The organism is Rhodococcus sp. PvR044 (assembly GCF_040548995.1).
GTDB lineage: Bacteria > Actinomycetota > Actinomycetes > Mycobacteriales > Mycobacteriaceae > Rhodococcus_G > Rhodococcus_G oryzae.
On sequence record NZ_JBEPSX010000003.1, the window covers coordinates 76,050 to 98,211 of the forward strand.

Consider the following 22,162-nt stretch of genomic DNA (forward strand, 5'->3'; position numbering starts at 1 on the left):
CCGCTGCGCAATCGAATAGTTAAACAATAAATTGGGAGCGCGTCGGATGGCCGCGACGGTGCTCGGTCGGAGGCTGGTGCCGCGCGCCGGATGCCGTGACCGGCTCTGGCAGGGCGCGGTCGAGCGATTCCACGTAGCGGCCGAGCTCGCCGGCCGCGTCGAGCATGGCGAGACCCTGGGCGGTGAGCCGTCGTTGCCAGTCGTCCAGCGCGGCGGCCACAGCGTCTGTGCCGCCGGCGCTTCGGACCTGCTGGACCACGGCGGCGATGCGGTCCAGCGGATAGCCCCCTCGCCGGAGGAGATGGGCGAGGTCGGCGTCGCGGACGTCGATCGCGCGGTAGCGGCGGTACCCGGTGGCCGCGTCGCGTGCCGGGGCGAGGATGCCGGAATCCTCCCAATTGCGAAGCGTCGCAGGGGTGACGCGGAGGTGGTGCGCGAGTTCGCCGATGGTTCTTGTTTCGGTGCCGTCCGATGGGTCCGTGGCGGGACCGGAATCGGCTGTCAGGTGACGCACCGCCTTCCTGACGGCCTCGAGGGTGTCCCGGTCGCGGAGGGACTGGCTGTGGCCGCGGTCGATGATCATCAGGAAGTCGTCGAGTTCGCCATCGTGGAGTGCGTTCATGATCTGTCCGCTTGCCGCATGGCCGTACGCCGGGAGGAGTGCGAGGTAGGCGCGCAGCGCCGCCGCATGCACCTCGGTGTAGACCCGGTAGCCACTGGGCGTGCGGTCGGCGGGTGGGATGAAGCCGTCCCGCTCGTAGTTGCGGACCGCCTGGGTCGAAATGCCGTGCTCGCGCGCGAGGTCGGATGGTCGCAGGTTGATCATCGATTTGAGACTTTACCGGGTATCTCGGTGGCTGATGCTTCACAAGTCTCGACGGATCTTTCAACGATACGATTGAGACACATGAGCCAGGACATCAGAGACTTCGTACCCGCATCATGTGACATTCTCGCGCTCGGAGAGCCGACGCATCTGGAACCCGCGTTCGCGCGGGTCCGCAACGAACTGTTCGCGCAACTGGTCGACCGCGGCTTCCGGTCGATCGCCCTGGAGACCGATCGCGTGGCAGCGCTCACCGTGAACGACTTCGTGCAGGAGGGGGTCGGGAGCCTTGATCTGGCGATGAGCGAGGGCTTCTCGCACGGCCTCGGGGACCTGGAGGCCAACCGGGAACTGGTTGGCTGGATGCGCGACTACAACGAGAACAGGCCGCCGACAGAGCGATTGGCCTTTCACGGCGTGGACGCCTCGACGGAGAACACCAGCGCACCCAGCCCGCGACGCTACCTCGAACACGCCCGCGACTATCTGGGGCTCGACCTCGACATCGCGGGCCTCTGTGGCGATGACGAACGCTGGAGCCGCGCCGAAGCGGTGATGGACTCGGCCGCGTCGATCGGCGCCACGGCCGAGGCCGAACGGCTGCGGACGACCTGCTCACCACGCTCTACGTACGGGCGCCGGAACTGATCGCGACCACATCGCGCGCCGAATGGCACAGGGCCGAAACGTATCTCACGGCAGGCCTCGGCCTGCTCCGCTACCACAGGCAGGCGGCGCAGCGCATCGACGAGAGCGAGCGGATATCGCTCCTGCTGGGCACCCGCGACGCGCTCATGGCCCGAAACCTCCTCGACATCCGAAGCATCGAGGATCGGCGGGGAGCGACGCTGGTCTTCGCGCACAACAGCCACCTGCAGGAGCGCCCGAGCACCATGCGGATGGGGGAGATGGACCTCGAGTGGTTCAGCGTCGGCGCCATCGTCGGGTCACTGGTGGGCGACCGGTACGCCTTCATCGCGGGCAGCCTCGGCCGCAGCGACGCGATCGGGCTCGGCGACCCGGAACCGGACACCTACGAAGGCTTCCTCCAGGCCCGGGTCGCCACCTGGGGTCTGACGCCCGCCGCCGAGGTCGCCGCCGGTCGCACCCGCACCGACAACACGCCGGCACAGGGCTACTTCCCGCTCGACCGGGCGACCCTCGACACGGTCGGTGCGATCCTGTACATCAGCTCCGGCGCAACGGCGCTCACGCACGCTCCCGGCTAGGCCTCGCCGGGGGCAGGCGGCGAGAGGGTGCGCATCGCCTCGCAGATCGTGGCGTGGATCCTCGACTCCTCGGCGAGGGCGTCGGGATCCCATGTCGGTTCGGGTGCGCCCTCGATCGCCGGGCCGAACAGCCACCACACGTTGTGCCAGGGGTCGACGAACCGGGCGAGGGAGCTGTCGCCGTAGAACGGCGTGGTCGATGTGATCACCCGGGAGCCTCGGTCGCCGGCGCGCCGGAGTACCTCGTCGCAGTCGGCGACGTTCACCTGGAGCAGCGCGGGGGTGAACGCCCAGTCCGGCTTGGAGTCGACGACCATCAGGCAGGAGTCGCCGATCCGGACCTCCGCGTGGATCAGCAACCCGTCGGTGTCCACCGCGTGCGCTTCCTCGGTTTCTCGGCCGTCGAGCACCTCGGTGAGGAACCGGATGAACGCCCGGGCGCCGCCACGGCCCTTCACCGCCGCGAAGGCGTTCAGGCTGCCGTAGCCATTGTGCAGGTCGGAATTGGATCGGATCAGCGCTCTCGTGGTCATGCCTGCGAGGCTGTCATCGAATGCGGTCAGCGGCTGTCCGCGGTTTGCACCGCCGGTAGTCAGGATCGGGCAGCCTGAGAGGGACCAGCATGCAGGGGCGGGTGACCAGGACACCCGGGTCGTGTCGACCCGGGTGACCCTAGCTGGTCGGTGATCGGACTGTTTCTTATCCGTGAGCGGTTCCCCGGGTCATTTCCGCCAGAACAGGTGGTGGGCCACACCACTCGGGCTGGGCACGATCTCGAGGTGGAACCGGTCGCGCAGTTCTTCCGGTGACTCCCAGAGCCGGAGCCCGGATCCGAACGTTATCGGGGAGACCGCCACGTGCATGGTGTCGACGAGGTCGGCGTCGAGGAACTGCTTGATGGCGGTGACTCCGCCGCCGAGTCGGACGTCCTTGCCCTGCGCTGCCTCGCGAGCCTGCTCGAGGATCGTGGCCGGGTCGCCGTCGACGAAATGGAACGTCGTGTCGGAGAGCGTGAACGAGGGCCGCTTGTGGTGGGTCATGACGAACACCGGGGTGTGGAACGGTGGCTCCTCGCCCCACCACCCGCGCCATTCGTGATCCTCCCAAGGGCCGCGCTGGGGGCCGAACTTGTTGCGTCCCATGATCTCGGCGCCGATGTTGCGGGCGAAGTCTCGTGTGAAGTAGTCGTCGAGGCCGCGGCTGCCGCCGGGGTCGGTGCGGGTGGGCCAGCTGGCCGTGGCGCCGCCCCACGCGAACATGGCACCGGGGTCGAGGCCGAACGGGCTCTCGAAGCTCTGGTTTTCCCCGGCGCCGATTCCGTCACTCGAAACATTGAAGTTCTGGACCCGCAGTAGCTGCTGACTCACTCTGTGCTCCCACTCTCGATGATGGTGATCAAAGTAGAGACTCCCGGAGACGCACAAACTCATCGGAAGGCTGACCGGCATCCCAGGAACGGCAGGCTACGAGGCCGCCTCGCGCCGCGAAGGCGGATCGGCCAGGGCTTCGGCGACCAGGTCCAGCGACAGGCCGAGAACCTGGGCGAGGGCGGCGACGGTGAAGAACGCGGGCGTCGCGATCCGTCCGGTCTCGATCTTGCGCAGCGTCTCCACGGAGATGCCGGCGTCCAGCGCGACCTCGACCATGCTGGCCTCGCCGCGGGCCCCGCGCAGCAGCTCGCCGAGCCGCCTGCCCCGTTCGAGTTCCTCCGCCGTCAGCGGCACGCGCACCATGATGCCTATAGTAATACCGGTATAGTTATTCGTAACCGGAGGTGGAGTGGGAATGGTCGAGATAAAGACCGAGGATGAGGTGCGTTCGATGCGGGCGGCCGGACGGGTGGTGGCGCAGGCCCTCGCGGCGGCGCGGGCCACGGCAGCGGTCGGGGTGAGCCTGCGCGACCTCGACGCGGCCGCCGCGGCGGTGATCCGAGAGGCGGGCGCCACCCCGGCCTTCCTCGACTACCACCCCGCCTGGGCGCCGTCGCCGTTCCCCGGCGTGGTGTGCGCCAGCGTCAACGACGCGATCGTGCACGGCATCCCGACGGACCACCGGCTCGCCGACGGCGACCTGGTGAGCCTGGATTGCGGGGCCTATCTCGACGGGTGGTGCGGTGACTCGGCGATCAGCTTCGTGGTCGGTGAGGCCGACCCCGAGGACCTGAGCCTGATCGCGGACACCGAGGCGGCGCTCGCGCGGGGCATCGAGGCCGCGCGGGTGGGGAACCGGATCGGTGACATCGCCGACGCCATCGGCGCCTTCGCCAGGAGCAGGGGGCGTGGGGTCCTCGCCGATCACGGCGGCCACGGCATCGGCCGCGCCATGCACGAGGACCCCGACGTGCCCAACGAGGGACGGCGCGGCCGGGGGATGAAGCTGCGCGCGGGCCTGGTGCTCGCGCTCGAGCCGATGCTCATCGGCGGCGGCACCGACGACTACCGGCACGACCCGGACGGCTGGACGCTGCGCACTCTCGACGGAACCCGCGCGGCGCACAGCGAACACACCATCGCCATCACCCCGGACGGGCCGCTGATCCTCACCGCCGCCTGAGGGCCGCGATCACGAGGCCGCCGTCAGGTGATCGAGCAGCACCGGCGCGAGGGTCTCGGGCGGGACGTCGTGGAAGCCGCCGTCGAGCGCGCGGTGCCGGGCGCCGGGGATCATCTCCGCGGCGCCTCCCACGATGATGATCGGCCGGCCGTCGCCGGACCGCTCGTACGCAATGACGGTGCCGTCCCGTGAAATCGCCTTGTACACGGGGTTCTGCTGCGGTGTTTCGGACGTCTCGGACATGGGCTTCCCTCGCTCCTCGGATCGTGTTCCTCTGTACTGACCGAACGTGGCACGAAAATTCATCGCGCGAGACCGATGAGTTTTCACCGCGCGGCTGGTCTGTACTCGGGAAGGCATTCGACGAAGGGTGGGAAGCGATGACAGAGGGCGCGGTTCAGGAGGACTTTGCTCCGCTGGCGGAGCCGTATCGGCGGGAGTTGTTGGCGCACTGTTACCGGATGTCCGGTTCGGTGCACGACGCCGAGGATCTGGTGCAGGAGGTGTACCTGAAGGCGTGGCGCGCCTACGAGAAGTTCGAGGGTCGCTCCTCGCTGCGTACCTGGCTGTACCGGATCGCGACAACCACCTGCCTGACCGCGCTGGAGAGCAAGGGCAAGCGCCCGCTGCCCACCGGCCTCGGCGCGCCGAGCTCGGATCCCGCAGGCGAACTCGTCGAGCAGGGCGAGGTGCCCTGGCTCGAGCCGATCCCGGATGCCCTCCTCGGCACCGCCGCGAGCGACCCGGCTGTGGTCGCGACCTCCCGCGAGAGCATCCGGCTGGCGTTGATCGCCGCCCTGCAGTTCCTGCCGCCGAAGCAGCGGGCGGTGCTGATCCTGCGCGAGGTGCTGGCCTGGCCTGCCGCGGAGGTCGCGGAACTGCTCGGCATCAGCACGGCGGCCGTGAACAGCGCCCTGCAGCGCGCCCGCGCGCAGATCGATCAGGCCTCGCCCGCCGAGGACGCCGTCGTGGAGCCGGTCGCGCCGGATCAGCGCGAGCTGCTTGACAAGTACATGGCCGCCTTCGAGACGTACGACATGGCCGCGCTCAAGGAGCTGTTCACCCAGGACGCCGTCTGGGAGATGCCGCCCTTCGTCGGCTGGTACCAGGGCCCCGATGCGATCCGCACCCTCATCGAGAACAACTGCCCCGCAAATGGTCCCGGGGACATGAAGCTGATCCCCACGGTGTCGAACGGGCAGCCCGCGTTCGCGATGTACATGCGCGAACCCGACGGCGGGTACTCCGCCTTCCAGCTGCAGGTGGTCTCGCTCGGGCCGTCGGGGATCGGTCATGTGACGGTGTTCTTCGACGTGTCGCTGTTCGGCAAGTTCGGGCTGCCCGAGACGCTGCCGGTCGGGTCATGACGGGCGCCGCGGTCGCGTGGCCGCTGGCCGACCCGGTCGCGTTGCTGGAGCGTTCGATCGCCTACACGTTGGGCAGCCTGCAGCTCGTGACGGAGGAGTCGATGGACCGGGCCACGCCCTGTCGCGGGTGGGACCTCCGACAGCTGTTGGCGCACATGAACGATGCCCTCGGCACTCTGCAGGAGGCCGCTCTGGACCGGCACATCGCGCTGGTACCCGCCGCGGGCGCGGCCGATCCCGAGTCCGATCCCGTTGCGGCGCTGTGTGATCGCGCCTGCCGACTGCTCGGTGCGTGGGCTCGTTCGGGTGATCCGGAGGGGATCCAGATCGGCGGCGTCTCGATGGCCGCGGGCATCGTGCCCGCTGCCGGTGCGCTGGAGATCGCCGTGCACGGGTGGGACGTCGCAAGGGCGTGCGGGCGCAACCGGCCGATCCCGCCGGACCTCGCCGAGGAACTGCGCACCTGTGCAACGCTTTTCGTCAGTGATGCGGACCGGCCGGCGCGCTTCGCCGCCCCCGTCGAGTTGTCGGAGGGGGCGGGGCCGGGGGAGCGGCTGCTGGCCTTCCTCGGCCGCGACTCGCGCGCCTAGGCGCCGGCAATCGCCCGCAACACCTCGAAGGTCTCCTGCTCGTCCTGCTCGGTGCCGTGGTCGCTGAGCTTGACGATGACTGTGCCGGTGGCCGGGTCGACGTAGGTGTACTGGCCGTAGACACCGAGCGCGGACAGGTCCGGGCTGTCTGGGGTGGGGTGCCACCACTGCGCGGAGTAGCCCCACGGCGAGCTCGAGACCTGGTGCGGGGCAGGGGCGCTGATGCGTTCGATCCAGGCGGGCGGGACCACCTGGGTGTCGCCCGCGCGCCCGCCATCGAGCACGAGCTGGCCGATCTTGGCGTAGTCGCGGGCGGTCGCGTTGAGGCAGCAGAACGCCTTCTCCTGGCCGCCGTCCCGGTCGAGGTTCCAGGTGGCGCCGTCCTCGGCGCCGATCGGGGCCCACAGGTTCCGCTCGAGCAGCTCGGTCAGCGGTCTCCCCTCGACCCGGGCCAGCACCTGTCCCAGGAGCTGGGTCTCGACGCTCCGGTAGTCGCCCTCGCTGCCCGGGCTGTAGGTGACCTCGCGGTGGTCGGCGACGAACTCGTCGAGGTCCTGGGTCAGGTACATCCGGGCCGTGCCGGTCAGCGGCCAGTACGGGTTGTAGTTCTCGGACACATCGACGCCCGCGGTCATGTCCAGCAGGTGACGCACCGTCACGGTGTCGTACTCCCCGCCGGTGGCGAGCTCCGGCAGGACGTCGACCAGCCGGTCGTCCTCGCTGAGCTTGCCCGCGTCGATGGCCTGACCGATCATCAGCGAGACGACGGACTTGGCCATCGACCACGAGGCCATCGGTGTCGTGGCCTCGACGCCGTCGCGGTACCACTCGTTGGTGAGTGCGCCGTCCCGCAGCACCAGGAAGGCGTTGGTGTGGGTGGTCTCGAGGAACTGCGTGACCGGGATCTGCTCGCCCCGCCACGGCACCGAGTCCGGCAGCGGAATCGAGTTCGACTGCAGCGGAGCGGGATCCGGCGAGGCCGCCACTGCGCGAGATGGATACAGCTCGCCCTGCTTCGACGGGGCCTCGGTCAGCAGCCGGGCCAGGGTCGGCGGCGCGGGGATCTCGAGCGCCGCGGCGGCCGCATAGGTAGCCGCCACCAGCGTCGCGGCGGCCACCGGGACGACGATCGCGGCCGTACACAGCCGGGAGCGCTTGCGAGGCGGCTCGGCGACGGTGGGCTCGGCGACGGTGGTGGGCTCGGTGGTGGTGCTTGGCTCGGTCATGCGTGGGTGATCCTCGATATCGGGTGGGTGGGTCTTTGGCGCCTTGCGGGGCCGGGTCAGTCCGTGCGCACGCGGGCGGACGCGGTGTCGGCCTTGGCGTCGAGCGCGGTCCAGAAGGCCTCGATCATGGTGGCGAGTACCAGATCCGGGCCCACCTCGGCCAGGGCAGACGCGTGTGCGGCGATCGCGGGGTAACGCCCCGGGTCCGCGCCGACGTACTCGTGGGTCCAGGCGCGTTCGTCGCCCGCGCGCAGCTTGTCCGGCAGCAGCGCGTGGCCGGCCTGCATCCCCGCGTAGGAAAGCACGGCCTCGGCCATCATCCGTTGGTAGCGGACCACATCCGCCGGCTCCAGCCCCAGCTCGCCGAGCGCGGCGAGCATCATCTCGACCAGGGCGAACTCGCCAGGGCCGCGGGTCGTGCGCGGGGCCACGGCGGCGCCGACATGGGGATGCTCGGTGAACACCGCGACCACGGCGCCGGCGAGGTGTTCCATCCGCTCCTTCGGGCCGAGCCCGGCGGGGACGCGATCGTGCGCCATCGTCAATAGACGGTCGCCGACGGCTCGCAGGAGCGCGTCCTTGTCGGAGAAGTGCCGCCAGACCGCCGACCGGTCCACGCCGAGCTCCTCGCCGAGGGCACGTCCGGTCAGTCCGTCGGGGCGGCCCCGCGCGGCGATCCGCACGGCGGCGTCCACGATCACCTCCGGCGTCAGTCGCGTGCGCGAACTCTCCTCGGCCATCCCTGTATCCCTCCCGCCGTGAGTCCTTCTGGTCCGCCCTGGGGTCAGAAGGACTCACGGGCCGCCTGTCATCGTCGTTGTCATCAATGATGACAACGCTGATGTGGCGGTGGGGGCAAACGGCGAAAGTGCTACGCGGCGCCGTCCCAGGCGAACGGTGCGAACGGCGGGTCAAGCGGCGCCTCGGTCATCCGATTGGCGAAGGTGGACAGCGTGTAGGTGCCGACCCCGAGTACGACCTCGAGGGCGTTGCGGCGCGTGAAGCCGTGGTCGAGGAACGCCTGCATCTGCGCCTCATCGACCCCGCCCGCGGCGTCCAGGACCTCGAGCGTGAACCTGCGGATGGCCTCGAGTCGCGGGTCGGAGAGCGGCTGCCGGGAGCGGAGGTCCGTGACCAGCTGCTCCGGCGCCGCGGCACGGGTGAGGGAGGCGGTGTGCAGGGCGACGCAGACGTGACACTCGTTGCGCGTCGCGATGGTCAGGACCAGCACCTCGCGTTCGAGTTCGGTGAGCGTGCTGCGCTCGAACAGGGCGTTCGACCGGGTGAAGGCCTGCAGTAGCTCCGGCGATTCCGACATGAGCGCCACGGGGGCGGGCAGGAACCCGAACTTCCCCTCGATGGTCGCCATGGTCGGGCGGGCGGCGCCGGGGGCGGTCTGGGCTGTGTGGTGGGTGAAGGGCATCTGGCGTCCTCTCTGCGGTAATATCGTCAACGTGGTTGTCCATATAGTAAACATGGTTGTCTATATTCGGCAAGGGGTGCGCCGTGGCCGTCGATGAGAGCCCCGGCTACGAGCTGCCGCTGCTGCTGTTCGCCGGATTCCGGACACTGATCGACGAGGTGCATCGCCAGCTGGCAGAGCAAGGGCACCCGGACATGCGGCCCGCCTACGGATTCGCGATGCAAGCCATCGGGATCGCGGGGACCAGCGCGAGCGAGCTGGGACGACGGCTCGGCGTCTCCAAGCAGGCGGCGGGCAAGACGGTCGATCGGCTCGAGGGCCTCGGTTACGTGGCGCGCGAGAGCGACCCGTCGGACGCCCGCAGCAAGCGGGTGGTGCTCACCGAGCGGGGGCTCGACAGCCTGCGACGGTCCGCGGTCGCATTCGACCGACTGCAGGCGGACTGGGCGGCGACGATCGGGCCGGAACGGCTGCGCGCGTTGGAGTCCGATCTGCGCGCCGTCACCGCTGGTCAGGGCTTCCGTCTCGACGCGCAGGCCTGGTTCGGCGGATAATTGACCCGCGCGCGATGAGTTTTGCGGTCGTCGCCGGTCTATATGGCAACCGCTTCGCGCGCCATGCACGAAGCAATCCAGCATCGGAGCCCGCCATGACCACCACGCCGCACACCACGACCACCGCACCCGCCGCCGGCTCGGCCGCCCCCTCGCGGGGTGCCCGGATCGCAGGCCTGATCATCACCGGGCTGGTCGTCGTGTTCTTCCTCTTCGACTCGCTCACCCACATCGCCAACGTCGAGCAGGTGCGCACCGCGATGGCCGACCTCGGGTTCGACCCGAGCCTGAACAGGGTCTTCGGTGTGGTGCTGCTGATCTGCCTCGCCCTCTACGTCGTGCCCGTCACGTCGATCCTCGGTGCGGTCCTGCTGACCGGCTACCTCGGCGGTGCCGTGGCCACCAACCTGCTCACCGAGCAGCCCATCCTGAGCACCACCCTCGCGCCGATCTACTTCGGCATCCTGGTGTGGGGCGGGCTGTACCTGCGCGATCTGCGGGTGCGCGCGATCATGCCGCTCGTCCGCGGCTGACCGACCTCGGATGCCGTCCCCCGCACCGAACCGGTGTGGGGGACAGCCGTGTTCAGCCGACCCGGGTGACGATCACGAACGGACCGACCTCGGTGGTGGTGAACCGGGGGTCGTCGAACAGCTTCTCCGGGAAGGTCACGGTGTAGCGGCGCACGTTCGGATCGTTGGGGTACACGTCCTCCGCCAGGCGCAGCGTGTAGCCGTCGGACCCCTTGCGGAAGACGAATACATCCGGTGTGCGCCAGGGGCTTTCGTCCATGGCCCGGACCAGCTCGTCGGGGCTCTCGGTCTCGGACCAGCCGGCGATCGCGGCGGCGCGGCGGTCGAACTGCGCCAACGGGTTCGCGTAGTGCGACGTCAGCCCCTGGAAGCCGAAGTACGGGTAGAAGCTGAGGAAGCTGGTGTCGGCGGTGAGCACCACGGTGTCGGAGCGCGGTCCAGGGCGCTGCGCGGTGATCGCCGCGTCGACCTCGTCGTAGTAGGAGGCGGCGCCGGGCGGCCGCTTGTCCGCCCGCTCGCCGTTGCCGTCGGTGTCGGTGTACGCGGTGGTGATCTCCGAGGCGAGCACCTGCGGGATGTTCTGGGCGAATGCCAGCGCGCCCAGCGCGCCGATCGCGACGATCGCGGCCCGGACCCGCGGATTCTCGCTGGTCGCCAGGATCGTCCAGCGCGCGAAGTCGAGGAACCCGAAAACGCCTGCGGCGCCGAGCAGGACCCACAGCACCGGTTCGAGGCGGAAGGACAGCAGGGTGTTGCCGATCGCCGTCACGGCCATCGAGAGCAGCCACCAGGCGTACACGGCGGCGACGCCGATCCCGAGCGCCTGCGCGCGCCGCGAGGACGAGGTGCGGCCGACCAGCCACACCGTGCCGAGCAGGCAGAGGCCGCCGAGCAGCGAGAAATGGAACATCGGCAGGGGCAGGTGGGCGCCCGAATCGGGCAGGTAGTGCAGTGCCGTGCCCGAGCTCGCGGTCGGGCCGGTGCGCAGCGCGTTCAGGTACGGCAGCCACACGATCAACGCGATGAGCCCGGCGATCACGCCCGTCACCGCCAGCCGGAGCAGCGGGTCCAGCGCCGCCCGTAGCCCGTTGGCCCGCACCGCGAGCGCGGCGGCGAGCACGGCCATCAGCGTCACCGCGAACGCCGCCCAGCCGAGGTAGAGGGTGTAGAAGGTGGCGGCGACGCCGAGGAAGATGCCCGTCCCGACGATCGCACCCCAGCCGTCGGCCCCGCTCCGGCCCGGTCGGTACAGCCCGCCCCAGGCCAGCACCAGCACCGGCGGCAGCAGCACCACGAGGACCGCGCTGTACGCCTCGGGGGATGCGTAGGCCAGCGCGATCGCCGTCACGGCCGTCGCGACCAGCACCGCCACGTGGTCGCGGATCAGCTTCGACCACAACACCAGCGACACGACGGCGGCCACCGCGATGGAGGCGATCGCGTACGGCTTGAACGCTTCCCAGCCCTCCATGCCGAGCAGATTCGCGACCCGGCCGCCGACCCAGAACCAGCCCGCCGGGTAGAACGAGGGCAGGTCCGCGTAGGTCATGTCGTCGAGCCGGGCGGTGTCCGTCATCCGGGTGAGGAACTCGGTGCGGAACTCCTGGTCCACCGAGATGCCGTGCAGGTACAGCTTCGTCGCGGCCAGCGGCATCCCGAGGGTGACGGTGACGAAGCCGGACAGCGCGGCCCAGGACAGCAGTTTCGCCGCGACCACCGCGCGGCGGGCCCGCAGCAGCCACACCGACAGACCCAGCGCCGCCAAGGTCACGACCTGCCCGACCGTGGTCAGCGCCTGGGTGACGTTGGAGGAGTTGAACGCAGGCCAGTCCACCAGCCCGAAGGCGATCAGCCCGACCGCGGCGACGGCGGCCGCGACGACCGCCGCCAGCCCCATCTCCCCGGCGGTGGATGCCGCGCGACGCAGCGGATCCCTGCGGGCCGCGGACGTGCTCGGAGCTGTGTCGGGGATCGGAGCTGCGGGAGCGTCAGTCACGAGCACTGAGCTTAGTGAACCGAGGGTGAGCCGGACGCGGGCGCCGCGGCGGGGTTGCGGGGGTGGCCGAATCGGCGCCCTTGGGTGCCTGGTGGTGTGGGCCTCGACGCGCCATATTTGGTGTAGTCCACCCGCACCCGATCCCAACGGAAAGCCTCAGATGATCTCTCGAACCGCAAAGACGCTCGGCATCGCGTTACTCGTCGCCGCGGGATCGATCGGGGCCACCGCCTCGGTCGCCCAGGCGGAGATCCGCAGCTCGGCCGAGGGAACGCAGGCGGTCGTCTGCGTGCACGACGGCAAGGAATACAGCGTCGGCAGCAAGGTCTATCTCCCGGACGGCAGCTACCAGACCTGTGAGAGCAACGGCCAATGGCGGCGGGTCATGCCTGGATGAGCGACGTGCGGCCCTGCCCGAACGACGAATCGGCCCCACCACGGTGCACTGTGGTGGGGCCGATTCGTCGGGTGCTGCGGGTCGTGTGGGGCTAGATCGGCAGCTTGCGGAAGATCGCCCGCGGCACGTGCCGCAGCGCCATCATCACGAAGCGCCAGGGGCCCGGGGTCCAGACGATTTCCTTGCCCTTGTCGGACGCGGCGACGGCGAGCGAGGCGACGATGTCCTTGTTGACCGTCAGCGGGGCTTCCTTGACGTGCGCGCTGAACTGGGTGCGCACCATGCCGGGCCGGACCACCGTGACCTTCGGTCCGAACTGGGCGAGGGCCTCACCCAGGCCGAGGTAGAAGCCGTCGAGGCCGGCCTTGGTGGAGCCGTAGACGAAGTTGGCGCGCTTGACGCGCTCACCGGCGACCGAGGACATCGCGATGATGCGGCCGAAGCCCTGCGCCTTCATCTTCTCGCCGACGAGCACACCGACCGACACCGCCGCGGTGTAGTTGACGTTGGCCACCAGCACGGCCTTGCGCTGGTTCTGCCACAGCTCCTCGGCGTCGCCGTCCAGCGCGAACGCGACGATCGCGACATCGACGTCGCCCTTGGACCAGGCCGCGTCGATCACCTTCGGGTGCGACTCGGTGTCCACGGCGTCGAAGTCGACGAGCTCGACCTCGGTGGCGCCCTTGGCCTTCAGCTGGGCGACGGCGGCGTCGCGGCCCGGATCGCCAGGCAGTGCGGCCAGTACCACCCGCATCGGAGCCTTCTTCAGGTACTCCTCGCAGATGGCCAGGCCGATCTCGGAGGTGCCGCCGAGGAGCAGCAGGGTCTGGGGGTTACCCACGGCGTTGATCACAGTTCCAACCTTCTGGACATATCGGAGGCGAAAACGCCTGTGGGGTCGTACTTCCGGCGGGTCGCGATCCACTCGTCGATCCGCGGGTACATGGCGTGGAAGGTCTCGGCGGTGGTGCGCGAGTCCTTGGCGGTGTACAGCCGGCCGCCGAATTCGAGGACACGCTTGTCGAGTTCGGTGACGAACTCGTTCAGGCCGGCCTTGATCGGGAAATCGACGCAGACGTTCCAGCCGTGCATCGGGAAGCTCAGCGGCGCCTGGTTGCCCTCGCCGAACAGCTTGAACACGTTGAGGAACGAGTAGAAGCCCGACCGCTGGATGTCGACGATGATCTTCTTGAACTCGTCGACCGCCTCGGGCGGCACCACGAACTGGTACTGCAGGAATCCGTTGGATCCGTAGGCGCGGTTCCACTCCCCGAACAGGTCGAGCGGGTGGTAGAACGCCGTCAGATTCTGGACCTGGTTGGTGGCGTTCTTCGTCTTCCGGTAATACAGCTCGCCGACGATCGTGAAGTCGAGTTTGTTGGCGAGGCCGTTCGGGAAGATGTCCGGGAACGTCACCAGAGGCTTGGCGTTGAACCGCAGTGGATCCTTCTGCAGCTTGGCCGGCAGCTGGTCCAGCTTCGCCAGCGAGCCGCGGGACACGGCCGCTCGGCCCAGCTTCGGCGGCGCGGAGATCGCGTCGAACCACGCCGACGAGTAGTCGTAGTTTTCCTCGGAGCCGTCGCTGTGCAGCGCGATGGTCTCGTCGAGGCTGGTGGTGCGGACGCTGTCCGCGATGAAGTACGCCGTCTCGGTGGGCGTCATCTTGATGGTGGCGCGCAGGATGATGCCCGTCAGGCCCATGCCGCCGACCGTCGCCCAGAAGAGCGCGGCCTTGGGATCGTTGCGCCCGCCCTTGGGGGTGAGCGTGCGGACCTTGCCGTCGGCGGTCAGCAGGTCCAGCGACACGACGTGGTTGCCGAAGCTGCCGGCGCTGTGGTGGTTCTTGCCGTGGATGTCGGAGCCGATGGCGCCGCCGATCGTGACCTGGCGGGTGCCCGGAAGTACCGGAACCCACAGGCCGAACGGCAGGGCCGCCTTCATCAGCTGGTCCAGATTCACACCGGCGTCGACGTCCACCAGGGCGGTGTCGCGATCGATGCGATGAATGCGATTGAGCGCATTCATGTCGATGACCAGGCCGCCTGCGTTCTGCGCCGGATCGCCGTAGGACCGGCCGAGCCCGCGGGCGATGACGCCGCGCCGCAGGTAGGACGGCTTGCCCTCGTTCTGCTCGGCGACCTGCGCGACCGCGCTGGCGATCACCTCGACGTCGGGCGTGGACAGCACCTGGGCGGTGGTGGGCGCGGTGCGCCCCCAGCCGGTCAGGGTGCGGGTCTGGGTGGTCAGAGGCTGCGGCTGCACGGCGGCGGCCGGGGACTCTTCAGCTGTCGTGGACATCGTTGTAGAGGTTACCTGGCGGTAGCGGATCCGACCCCTGGCGAGTGTGCAGGTATGGCCGCCGCCACTCGACGTTTGGCCCGGTAGCTGCACACTCGGCGCCCGGCCCGGACCCGCCGAGTGTGCAGCTCCCGTCGCCGTTCCTGGGGGTTTGGCCCGGCAAGTGCACACTCGGCCGGGCGGGACTAGACGATGAGTCCTGCGGTCTGGGTGCGGGCGCGGTCGAAGCGTGCGGCGACGTCGTTCCAGTTGACGATGTTCCAGAAGGCGTTGACGTAGTCGCCCTTGACGTTCTGGTAGTCGAGGTAGAAGGCGTGCTCCCACATGTCGAGCATGAGCAGGGGGGTGAGGCCGATGGAGATGTTGCCCTGCTGGTCGTAGAGCTGGACGATGATCAGTCGCTGGCCGATGGAGTCCCAGGCGAGGATGGACCAGCCGGAGCCCTGGATGGCGTTGGCGTTGGCGTTGAAGTGGGTGCGGAAGGCGTCGAAGCCGCCGAACTGGTCGTCGATGGCTGCGGCGAGTTCGCCTTCGGGCTTGTCGCCGCCGTCGGGGCTGAGGTTGTTCCAGAAGACGGTGTGGTTGGTGTGGCCGCCGAGGTGGAAGGCGAGGTTCTTCTCGTGCAGGTTGACGACGGGGGCGACGGCGTCGGCGGCGCGGAGTTCGGCGAGCTTGTCGAGGGCGGTGTTGGCGCCTGCGACGTAGGCGGCGTGGTGCTTGTCGTGGTGCAGCTCCATGATCTTGCCGGAGATGTGCGGCTCGAGGGCGGCGTAGTCGTAGGGCAGTTCAGGCAGCGAGTAGACAGACACGAGATGCTCCTTTAGCGGTTGACGTGAACCCGATCCTGCAACCTCAACCGCACTGGAGGTCCAGGGGTTGTGTGAGAGGTCACGCGCGCGCACCGGTGGCGGCGTCGCCTACTCTCGACCGGTGTCCGGAACCGCCAGCGCCCCCGAGCCGCACCTGCCGCTACCCGTCGAGCTGCCCCTCGTCGACGAGCCGGGCGGCACCGATGTGGACCTCAAGACGCAGATGGTGCGCTTCATCGCGACGGGTGGGTTGTCCGCGGTCGTCGACTACGGGCTGTACACGCTGTTCCTTGCGCTCGGGCTGCCGCGCTTCGTGGCCAAGTCGATCGGCTTCGTCGCGGGCACCAGCACCGCGTACCTGATCAACCGGCGCTGGACGTTCAAGGCGCCGCCCAGCCGCGCCCGATTCGTCGCGGTGGTGGCGCTCTACGCGGTGACCTTCGCCGTGCAGGTCGGGCTCAATGAGCTGATGAACAACGTGTTCGCGGACGAGTGGTGGCGGACCCCGCTGGCCTTCGTCATCGCGCAGGGCACCGCGACGGTGATCAATTTCGTCGTCCAGCGCGCGGTCATCTTCAAGATCCACTAGCGAACCGGTAGCGCGGTCGCGCTGTGACACGCTGTCCGCGTGGAACACAATCGGTTGTGGCCGATCGCGGACAGGGTGTCGCGGTTGTGGTGGCGCACGGTGGGGCGTCCCGTTGACCTGGGCGGTGACCACGCATGGCTGACGGCACCCACCTCGGCGGCGGGAGTCGTCCGGGACCACTGGCTTCCGGTCGAGGCGGAGCGACTCGGCGGAGCGCTCATCGCCGCGGATGCCGACGCCGGACTGCTGCCGGACATGGAGTGTCTCGCCGGACCCGGATTCGACCCCGAGCGGCTCGATCCGGCGATCCGGGATTTCTACGAGCACACCAGCCAATGGCGGATGGAGATCTGGACCAAGTGGTCACCGTTGTTCGCGCCGGCCGGATCGATCATCGGCCGGTTGTACGGCAAGCGGGTGCAGCAACTGGCGCTCCCGGTCGATCCGCTCGCCGCGGCGCACGGGGTGGACACCACGATCACGAAAGTGGTTGACGGCGAAGGCAACCACGCCGGCTCGGCCTGGTTGCGGACGCTGCGCGGTACGGGCGACTTCATGTACAGCGGGTACTACCGCAGCGCCCTGCTACCCGGACACGACCGGCCCAGTATCCACGTGAGCTTCCCGCTGGAGCACGGCAATGTCCAGGTCTTCCTGCGCCCGCAGAACGGCCCCGACGGGTCGCTGCTCCTGGAGTCCCCGGCAGGCGAGTTCGGTGCCGACGGCGCCTATGTCACCGTCCTCGAGCGGGGGCGCCACTATGCGGCCCGGGTCCCGATCCGCGAGGAGTTCCGCATCTACGTCGACCGTGAAGGCGTCCTCCGCACCGACCACGTGCTGCGGATGTGGCGACGGGTGGCGATGCGACTGCACTATCGGCTCGATCGGGTATCCGCGCCTCGAGCGGCCGGCGAGCAGGCGCCCGTCGTGCGTTCGGAAGCCACCGGCTGAGCTGGAGGGGCAGGTCACCGAGGCGGACCGGTGGTCAGCACGATCGTCGCGGACCGCGACCCGCCGCTCGCGTCGGTCCACCCCAGTTCGATGCGATCGCCTGGATGCCGGGCGACCATCATCGCGGTGAGTTCGGCCGCGGTCCGGATCGGCTTGCCGTCGAAGGTCGTGATCACGTCGCCGCGCGCCAGCCCGGCCCCCTCGGCAGGCGTGCCGTAGCTGACCGCGACCACCCGGGCGCCGGGGACCGTGACGGAGTCGCTGACGCTGATGCCGAGCAGGGCCGTCGGCCCGACGTGCACGGTCTCCGAGCCGCGGCCCTCGCGGACCTGGTCCACGACCGTGATCGCCTCGTCGATCGGGACCGCGAACGACTTGATCTCCCGCGGCGGTGCGGGTGTCGGCCCCTCGTCGTGCGAGACGGCGGTGCCCGCGGTGCTGACCCCGATGACGGAGCCGGTGGCGTCGACCAGCGGCCCGCCCGAATCGCCCGGCCGGATGTCGGCGTTCACCTCGATCAGGCCGGACAGCTTGTTGGTCGAGCCGTCGGCCGAGTCGCGCGCGGTGACGGATCGGTTCAGGGCGGTGACGATGCCGCCCGCCGCCAGCGGGACGCCAGCGCCCTCGGCGTTGCCGATGGCGGTCACCGGATCGCCGGTCCGTACCGCGGCGGAGTGGCCGAGCGCGGGCGTCGGCAGCCCGGTGGCGCCCGCGAGTCGCAGCACCGCGAGGTCGCGGGTCCGGTCGTACCCGGCCACCTCGACGTCGTAGCTAGCGCCGTTGCCCTGGTTCACCGCCATGATGTCGGTGGCGCCGTCGATCACGTGATGGTTGGTCAGGACGAGGCCGTCCGGGGTGAGCACGATGCCGGTCCCCGCGGTCTCGCGCCAGCCGACGCGGGAGATCAGGTGCACGGTCGTCGGCGCCACGCGTTGGTGGATCTGTTCGGGGGTGAGCAGGATCGGCGGCGGTGGTGCTGGTGGCGGAATCGACTGCGGGGTCGCGACTTCCGGGGCGACGACACCCGATTGTGCCGGGGCGGGAAGCTGGTTCGGCGGGTCCGAGGCCAGGCGTTGGCCGGCGAGCAGGCCGGCGGTGACGGCCGCTGCGACGGCCAGGATCGCCAGCGTCCGGCGGGCACGGCGACGCTGCGGGGTGGTCCGGTCGCGCTCGGTCCTGCTCATGTCCACCCGGCATCCGGAGGGGGCTCTGGTCGGCGTGGTGCGGTCGTTCAAGATTACGCGGACGGCCCATGCGCGGTCGGGCGTTTGGCGCCCCGCTTCACTGCCGGACTCGCCGAAAAGTGCCGATTTCGGCAGTTCGGCGCGGTTGCGGCGGTAGCGTCCCTGGCGCGTGCACGTTCATTCGTTGCGAACCGGGGAGGGGCACTTCCATGGAGGTCACATCGAAGGGGAGGTCGCGTCGTCTCGCTCGGGCGACGACCATCGCCCTCGCATCGGCGCTCGTGACGGCCGGCTCGGCAGGTATCGCCGTCGCGTCCACCGGCCCTGCTGCGCCCGGCGCCGCGCCGCCGACGGGCCTGGCGGAGTTCGCGGACTCGCTGACCCACCCCGCCATCGGCAGCCTGAACACCGGCTTCGCCGGGCTCGGCAGCCTCGGGCTCACCTTCGACTCCGGCAGCGCGGGGTCGTCCAACAACGGCCCCGACAACACCGGCTCGCAGAACACCGGGTCCTACAACACCGGCTCCGACAACGTGGGGTCCGCGAACACCGGCTCGGGCAACATCGGGTCCGCGAACACCGGCTCGGGCAATGTCGGGTTCGGTAACACAGGATCCGGCAACGTGGGGTCCCTGAACACCGGCTCGCTCAACACCGGCTCGGGCAACACCGGCATCCTCACCGAGGGAATCCTCGTCACCGGACTGGGATCGGTCGGCTTCGGATCCCTTGGCATCAACTGGAACTGAGCGCCTGCTCGGTCAGCCCATTCGTCGCTTGAGCACCATGTACACGGCGCGGCGCATGAACGAGGTGCCCAGCGCCTTGGCGTTGCCGATCCGCACGTCCATCGCGGACAGCAGTCCCGGTTCGGCCGCCCGCAGCGTCTCGTGGAAGGCCGCCGCCTGGGAGGCCTGCTGGCGCGCCAGCCGCACGCTCCACTGGCCGGCGTTGATGCGGAACGACGCGAGTGGACGGGGGATCGCCACGACGTCGCCGTGCAGGGCGACGCCGACATAGGTGGCCTCGTCGATCAGGTACGGGTTGGCGTCGTCCCACCAGCCGATCTTCTCGAGCACGGCCCGTCGCATCAGCACGCAGCCGGGCTCGCCGAAGATGTTCGCTCCCGCGGTCACGGCCCGCCGTGCGGCGACCCGACCGCTGACCGGCCCGGACAGGCCCGCCAGTCCGCGGGCGGCGAGCACGGTCTTGCCCGCCGCGTCGACCAGGGTGCGCTGCGAGGCGACCAGCACCGTCTCCGGGTGCTCGTCGAACGCGGCCACCTGCTCGGCGAGGCAGGTCGGGAAGATCGTGTCGTCGCCGCACACCAGCTTGAGCAGGTCGCCGTTCGCGGCCTGGCTGACGCGGTCCCAGTTGGCCTTGGCGCCTCCACCCGCCGGGGTGTTCAGGATCGTGACGCGGGGGTCGTCGGCGTAGGGGGCCAGGGCGGCGAGGGTGCCGTCGCTCGACGAGTGGTCGGCGATGATCAGCTCGAAGTCCTCGAAGGTCTGTCCGAGGATCGAGTCGATGGTTTCGGCGATGTAGTCGGCGTTGTTGTACGCCGGAACGACGACGGAGACCCGAGGCGTCATGCGGAACCAGACCTTTTCTTTCTACTGAAGGAGAAATCTCGATACCCGAAGAAGCTCGCGGTCGCGGTCACCGCGGTGATCGCGATCTGCGCCGGGATCGGCGGGAACCCGAACACCGACACCGCCAGCGTCATCAGGGCCATGTTGATCGCGAAGGCGCCGAAGTTGACCACGACGAACCGCCACAGGTCACGCAGCAGGTGCCCGCGGACGCGGAACACCAGGTAGCGGTACATCGCGAACGCGCACAGCACGTTGCACAGGTAGCCGGCGACGATCGCGAAGTGGTAGCCGAGCTGGTCGCCGAGGGCGAGCTGCCAGACGATGAACCAGGCCGTGCCGAGCGCCGTGTTGAACCCGCCGACCACCAGGAAGGCCAGCCCCTGGTTCTTCACCAGCCGCATCAGCGGTCCGGCACCGCCCGACATGCCCGCGGGCGGGGTCGCCTCGGCGGTGCCCGAACTCGGGTCGTGGGGACCTCGGTCGGTCAACTGGTGGTCCTTCATCGCTGGTGGTACTGCCCGGTGCACCCTACCCGAGGGGTTGGGTACCGGCGCCGAACCGCGGCAGCAGCCCGGACTCGAGCGCGGCGGCGAGCGACGGCGCGGCCGCGTCCTTGTCGGAGAGTCGGAACTCGAACTCGGCGCCGTCCCGGCCCGCGGTGGGCCAGTCGATGCCGACCTCCGGATCGAGCGGATCGATGCCGTGCTCGCGGCCCGGCGCGTACCCGGTCGAGCACAGGTAGACGACGGTGGAGTCGTCCTCGAGCGAGAGGAACGCGTGTCCGAGACCCTCGCTCAGGAACACCGCACGGCGGTCGACGTCGTCGAGCAGTACCGCGTCCCAGACCCCGAACGTCGGCGAGCCGACCCGCAGGTCCACCGCGACGTCGAGGACCGCGCCGCGGACGCAGGTCACGTACTTGGCCTGGCCGGGCGGCACGTCGGCGAAGTGGACGCCCCGCAGCACGCCTGCCGCGGAGACCGAGCAGTTGGCCTGCTGCAGGTCGAGGGTGCGGCCGGCGGCCTCGGTGAACGTCGGGTCCCGGAACCACTCCAGGAACACCCCGCGGTCGTCACCGAGCTGCTTGGGGGTGAACTCCCAGGCGCCGGGCACTTTCAGTTCGCGAAACTGCATTCCTCACCATTCCTTGCCGCGGTCGAGCAGACCGAGCAGATAGTTGCCGTAACCGGACTTGACGAGGGCCTCGGCCCGCACCCGCAGCTCGTCGTCGGTGATGAAGCCCCGCCGCCAGGCCACCTCCTCCGGTGCGCCGATCTTCAGGCCCTGCCGCTCCTCGATGGTGCGTACGTAGTTCGAGGCGTCGAGCAGCGAGTCGAAGGTGCCGGTGTCCAGCCACGCTGTGCCGCGCGGCAACACCTCGACCTGCAGCCGGCCCGCCTCGAGATAGGCGCGGTTGACGTCGGTGATCTCGTACTCGCCGCGTGCCGACGGCGACAGGTCGCGGGCGATCGACACCACGTCGTTGTCGTAGAAGTACAGCCCGGGCACCGCGTAGTTGGAGCGCGGCCGCTGGGGCTTCTCCTCCAGCGAGATCGCGCGACCGTCGCCGTCGAACTCGATCACGCCGTACGCGGTCGGGTCGGCGACCCAGTACGCGAACACCGCGCCGCCCTCGATCTCCTCGAACCGCGTCAGCCGGGTACCAAGGCCGGGTCCGTAGAAGATGTTGTCGCCGAGCACCAGCGCGGCGGAGTCCGAACCGATGTGCTCGGCGCCGAGCACGAACGCCTGCGCCAGCCCGTTGGGCTCGGCCTGCACCTGGTAGGTCAGGGAGACACCGAAGCGGGATCCGTCCCCGAGCAGCCGCTGGAACTGTTCGGCGTCCTCGGGGGTGGTGATCACCAGGATGTCGCGGATCCCTGCCAACATCAGCGTCGACAGCGGGTAATAGATCATCGGCTTGTCGAACACGGGCACCAGCTGCTTGCTGACCCCGAGCGTGATCGGATGCAGCCGGGACCCTGTTCCACCGGCCAGAATGATTCCGCGCATAGCGGGCAGTGTTCCAGTGTTCGGTTCCC

Annotated in this window: 28 protein-coding genes; 11 read left to right on the forward strand and 17 right to left on the reverse strand. The window is 69.5% G+C overall.

Annotated elements, in window-relative coordinates:
* Positions 1-19 precede the first annotated feature (19 nt).
* Positions 20-826: a TioE family transcriptional regulator gene (locus tag ABIC28_RS08800; RefSeq protein WP_097214123.1), complete on the reverse strand. Its 807-nt coding sequence runs from the start codon at positions 824-826 to the stop codon at positions 20-22.
* A 27-nt stretch (positions 827-853) separates the two neighbouring features.
* Between ABIC28_RS08800 and ABIC28_RS08805 the strand changes: the two genes are divergently transcribed.
* Together ABIC28_RS08805 and ABIC28_RS08810 are read left to right on the forward strand one after the other, a co-directional pair.
* A complete protein-coding gene (locus tag ABIC28_RS08805; protein WP_354578476.1) occupies positions 854-1,474 on the forward strand; it encodes an erythromycin esterase family protein in 621 nt (206 codons plus the stop codon).
* Positions 1,474-2,055 carry an erythromycin esterase family protein gene (locus tag ABIC28_RS08810; RefSeq protein WP_354578823.1) on the forward strand — a complete coding sequence of 194 codons (582 nt, stop codon included), beginning with the start codon at positions 1,474-1,476 and terminating at the stop codon, positions 2,053-2,055. Before ABIC28_RS08805 ends, ABIC28_RS08810 begins: the two co-directional genes overlap by 1 nt.
* On the opposite strand, the gene ABIC28_RS08815 is transcribed toward ABIC28_RS08810, so the two are convergent.
* The 3 genes from ABIC28_RS08815 to ABIC28_RS08825 form a co-directional block, all read right to left on the reverse strand.
* On the reverse strand, positions 2,052-2,588 hold the full coding sequence (locus tag ABIC28_RS08815) for a VOC family protein (protein ID WP_097214122.1): 537 nt from the start codon (positions 2,586-2,588) through the stop codon (positions 2,052-2,054). The genes ABIC28_RS08810 and ABIC28_RS08815 overlap by 4 nt on opposite strands.
* Before the next feature lie 189 nt (positions 2,589-2,777).
* A complete protein-coding gene (locus tag ABIC28_RS08820; RefSeq protein ID WP_257017819.1) occupies positions 2,778-3,422 on the reverse strand; it encodes a dihydrofolate reductase family protein in 645 nt (214 codons plus the stop codon).
* Positions 3,423-3,518: 96 nt separating this feature from the next.
* Positions 3,519-3,788, reverse strand: a complete 270-nt coding sequence (locus ABIC28_RS08825; RefSeq protein ID WP_097214121.1) for a helix-turn-helix domain-containing protein — start codon at positions 3,786-3,788, stop codon at positions 3,519-3,521.
* Positions 3,789-3,840: 52 nt separating this feature from the next.
* Here ABIC28_RS08825 and map point away from each other — a divergent pair, with 52 nt between their 5' ends.
* Positions 3,841-4,608 carry a type I methionyl aminopeptidase gene (map, locus tag ABIC28_RS08830; protein ID WP_209927893.1) on the forward strand — a complete coding sequence of 256 codons (768 nt, stop codon included), beginning with the start codon at positions 3,841-3,843 and terminating at the stop codon, positions 4,606-4,608.
* A 9-nt stretch (positions 4,609-4,617) separates the two neighbouring features.
* On the opposite strand, the gene ABIC28_RS08835 is transcribed toward map, so the two are convergent.
* On the reverse strand, positions 4,618-4,851 hold the full coding sequence (locus ABIC28_RS08835; protein ID WP_354578480.1) for a hypothetical protein: 234 nt from the start codon (positions 4,849-4,851) through the stop codon (positions 4,618-4,620).
* Between the two features lie 137 nt (positions 4,852-4,988).
* Here ABIC28_RS08835 and ABIC28_RS08840 point away from each other — a divergent pair, with 137 nt between their 5' ends.
* Both ABIC28_RS08840 and ABIC28_RS08845 read left to right on the forward strand, forming a co-directional pair.
* A complete protein-coding gene (locus ABIC28_RS08840) occupies positions 4,989-5,975 on the forward strand; it encodes a sigma-70 family RNA polymerase sigma factor (protein ID WP_097214119.1) in 987 nt (328 codons plus the stop codon).
* A complete protein-coding gene (locus ABIC28_RS08845) occupies positions 5,972-6,565 on the forward strand; it encodes a TIGR03086 family metal-binding protein (RefSeq protein WP_354578482.1) in 594 nt (197 codons plus the stop codon). The genes ABIC28_RS08840 and ABIC28_RS08845 overlap by 4 nt, the downstream gene beginning before the upstream one ends.
* On the opposite strand, the gene ABIC28_RS08850 is transcribed toward ABIC28_RS08845, so the two are convergent.
* The 3 genes from ABIC28_RS08850 to ABIC28_RS08860 all read right to left on the reverse strand — a co-directional run bounded on the left by ABIC28_RS08850 (position 6,562) and on the right by ABIC28_RS08860 (position 9,214).
* On the reverse strand, positions 6,562-7,791 hold the full coding sequence (locus ABIC28_RS08850) for a serine hydrolase domain-containing protein (RefSeq protein WP_354578484.1): 1,230 nt from the start codon (positions 7,789-7,791) through the stop codon (positions 6,562-6,564). The genes ABIC28_RS08845 and ABIC28_RS08850 overlap by 4 nt on opposite strands.
* Positions 7,792-7,847: 56 nt before the next feature.
* Positions 7,848-8,531, reverse strand: coding sequence for a TetR/AcrR family transcriptional regulator (locus ABIC28_RS08855; protein WP_354578486.1), 684 nt, complete (start codon positions 8,529-8,531; stop codon positions 7,848-7,850).
* 131 nt (positions 8,532-8,662) lie between these two features.
* A complete protein-coding gene (locus ABIC28_RS08860; protein ID WP_245221076.1) occupies positions 8,663-9,214 on the reverse strand; it encodes a carboxymuconolactone decarboxylase family protein in 552 nt (183 codons plus the stop codon).
* An 83-nt stretch (positions 9,215-9,297) separates the two neighbouring features.
* On the opposite strand from ABIC28_RS08860, the gene ABIC28_RS08865 reads away from it, so the two are divergent.
* Both ABIC28_RS08865 and ABIC28_RS08870 read left to right on the forward strand, forming a co-directional pair.
* Positions 9,298-9,768 (forward strand): MarR family winged helix-turn-helix transcriptional regulator, encoded by a 471-nt coding sequence (locus ABIC28_RS08865; protein WP_257017818.1) that lies wholly within the window; start codon positions 9,298-9,300, stop codon positions 9,766-9,768.
* A gap of 95 nt (positions 9,769-9,863) precedes the next feature.
* Entirely contained in the window at positions 9,864-10,301 is a 438-nt protein-coding gene (locus ABIC28_RS08870) for a DoxX family protein (protein WP_097214114.1), read from the forward strand.
* 52 nt (positions 10,302-10,353) lie between these two features.
* On the opposite strand, the gene ABIC28_RS08875 is transcribed toward ABIC28_RS08870, so the two are convergent.
* A complete protein-coding gene (locus tag ABIC28_RS08875; RefSeq protein WP_354578825.1) occupies positions 10,354-12,198 on the reverse strand; it encodes a galactan 5-O-arabinofuranosyltransferase in 1,845 nt (614 codons plus the stop codon).
* Positions 12,199-12,457: 259 nt separating this feature from the next.
* Between ABIC28_RS08875 and ABIC28_RS08880 the strand changes: the two genes are divergently transcribed.
* Positions 12,458-12,694 carry a hypothetical protein gene (locus ABIC28_RS08880; RefSeq protein ID WP_097214112.1) on the forward strand — a complete coding sequence of 79 codons (237 nt, stop codon included), beginning with the start codon at positions 12,458-12,460 and terminating at the stop codon, positions 12,692-12,694.
* A gap of 91 nt (positions 12,695-12,785) precedes the next feature.
* Here ABIC28_RS08880 and dprE2 read toward each other — a convergent pair whose 3' ends face one another.
* The 3 genes from dprE2 to ABIC28_RS08895 form a co-directional block, all read right to left on the reverse strand.
* Positions 12,786-13,547, reverse strand: a complete 762-nt coding sequence (gene dprE2 / locus ABIC28_RS08885; RefSeq protein WP_097214111.1) for a decaprenylphospho-beta-D-erythro-pentofuranosid-2-ulose 2-reductase — start codon at positions 13,545-13,547, stop codon at positions 12,786-12,788.
* Positions 13,544-14,992, reverse strand: a complete 1,449-nt coding sequence (dprE1, locus tag ABIC28_RS08890) for a decaprenylphosphoryl-beta-D-ribose oxidase (protein WP_097214110.1) — start codon at positions 14,990-14,992, stop codon at positions 13,544-13,546. The genes dprE2 and dprE1 overlap by 4 nt, the downstream gene beginning before the upstream one ends.
* A gap of 185 nt (positions 14,993-15,177) precedes the next feature.
* The gene (locus tag ABIC28_RS08895; RefSeq protein ID WP_209927950.1) at positions 15,178-15,801 is read right to left on the reverse strand and encodes a superoxide dismutase; all 624 of its coding nucleotides are present in this window, start codon (positions 15,799-15,801) and stop codon (positions 15,178-15,180) included.
* A gap of 121 nt (positions 15,802-15,922) precedes the next feature.
* Here ABIC28_RS08895 and ABIC28_RS08900 point away from each other — a divergent pair, with 121 nt between their 5' ends.
* On the forward strand, positions 15,923-16,390 hold the full coding sequence (locus ABIC28_RS08900) for a GtrA family protein (RefSeq protein ID WP_097213128.1): 468 nt from the start codon (positions 15,923-15,925) through the stop codon (positions 16,388-16,390).
* A 39-nt stretch (positions 16,391-16,429) separates the two neighbouring features.
* Positions 16,430-17,341 (forward strand): hypothetical protein, encoded by a 912-nt coding sequence (locus tag ABIC28_RS08905; protein ID WP_209927883.1) that lies wholly within the window; start codon positions 16,430-16,432, stop codon positions 17,339-17,341.
* Positions 17,342-17,355: 14 nt separating this feature from the next.
* On the opposite strand, the gene ABIC28_RS08910 is transcribed toward ABIC28_RS08905, so the two are convergent.
* Complete coding sequence (locus tag ABIC28_RS08910) at positions 17,356-18,525, reverse strand: S1C family serine protease (RefSeq protein WP_354578488.1); 1,170 nt, start codon at positions 18,523-18,525, stop codon at positions 17,356-17,358.
* Positions 18,526-18,734: 209 nt separating this feature from the next.
* On the opposite strand from ABIC28_RS08910, the gene ABIC28_RS08915 reads away from it, so the two are divergent.
* Positions 18,735-19,274, forward strand: a complete 540-nt coding sequence (locus ABIC28_RS08915) for a pentapeptide repeat-containing protein (RefSeq protein WP_354578490.1) — start codon at positions 18,735-18,737, stop codon at positions 19,272-19,274.
* 12 nt (positions 19,275-19,286) lie between these two features.
* Here the strand turns inward: ABIC28_RS08915 and ABIC28_RS08920 are convergent, their stop codons facing one another.
* The 4 genes from ABIC28_RS08920 to rfbA are packed head-to-tail and all read right to left on the reverse strand — an operon-like array spanning position 19,287 to position 22,133.
* Positions 19,287-20,117: a glycosyltransferase family 2 protein gene (locus tag ABIC28_RS08920; RefSeq protein WP_354578492.1), complete on the reverse strand. Its 831-nt coding sequence runs from the start codon at positions 20,115-20,117 to the stop codon at positions 19,287-19,289.
* Entirely contained in the window at positions 20,114-20,608 is a 495-nt protein-coding gene (locus ABIC28_RS08925; RefSeq protein WP_354578494.1) for a GtrA family protein, read from the reverse strand. Before ABIC28_RS08925 ends, ABIC28_RS08920 begins: the two co-directional genes overlap by 4 nt.
* A gap of 40 nt (positions 20,609-20,648) precedes the next feature.
* On the reverse strand, positions 20,649-21,254 hold the full coding sequence (locus tag ABIC28_RS08930) for a dTDP-4-dehydrorhamnose 3,5-epimerase family protein (protein ID WP_209927880.1): 606 nt from the start codon (positions 21,252-21,254) through the stop codon (positions 20,649-20,651).
* 3 nt (positions 21,255-21,257) lie between these two features.
* On the reverse strand, positions 21,258-22,133 hold the full coding sequence (rfbA, locus tag ABIC28_RS08935; RefSeq protein WP_354578496.1) for a glucose-1-phosphate thymidylyltransferase RfbA: 876 nt from the start codon (positions 22,131-22,133) through the stop codon (positions 21,258-21,260).
* Positions 22,134-22,162: the final 29 nt, after the last annotated feature.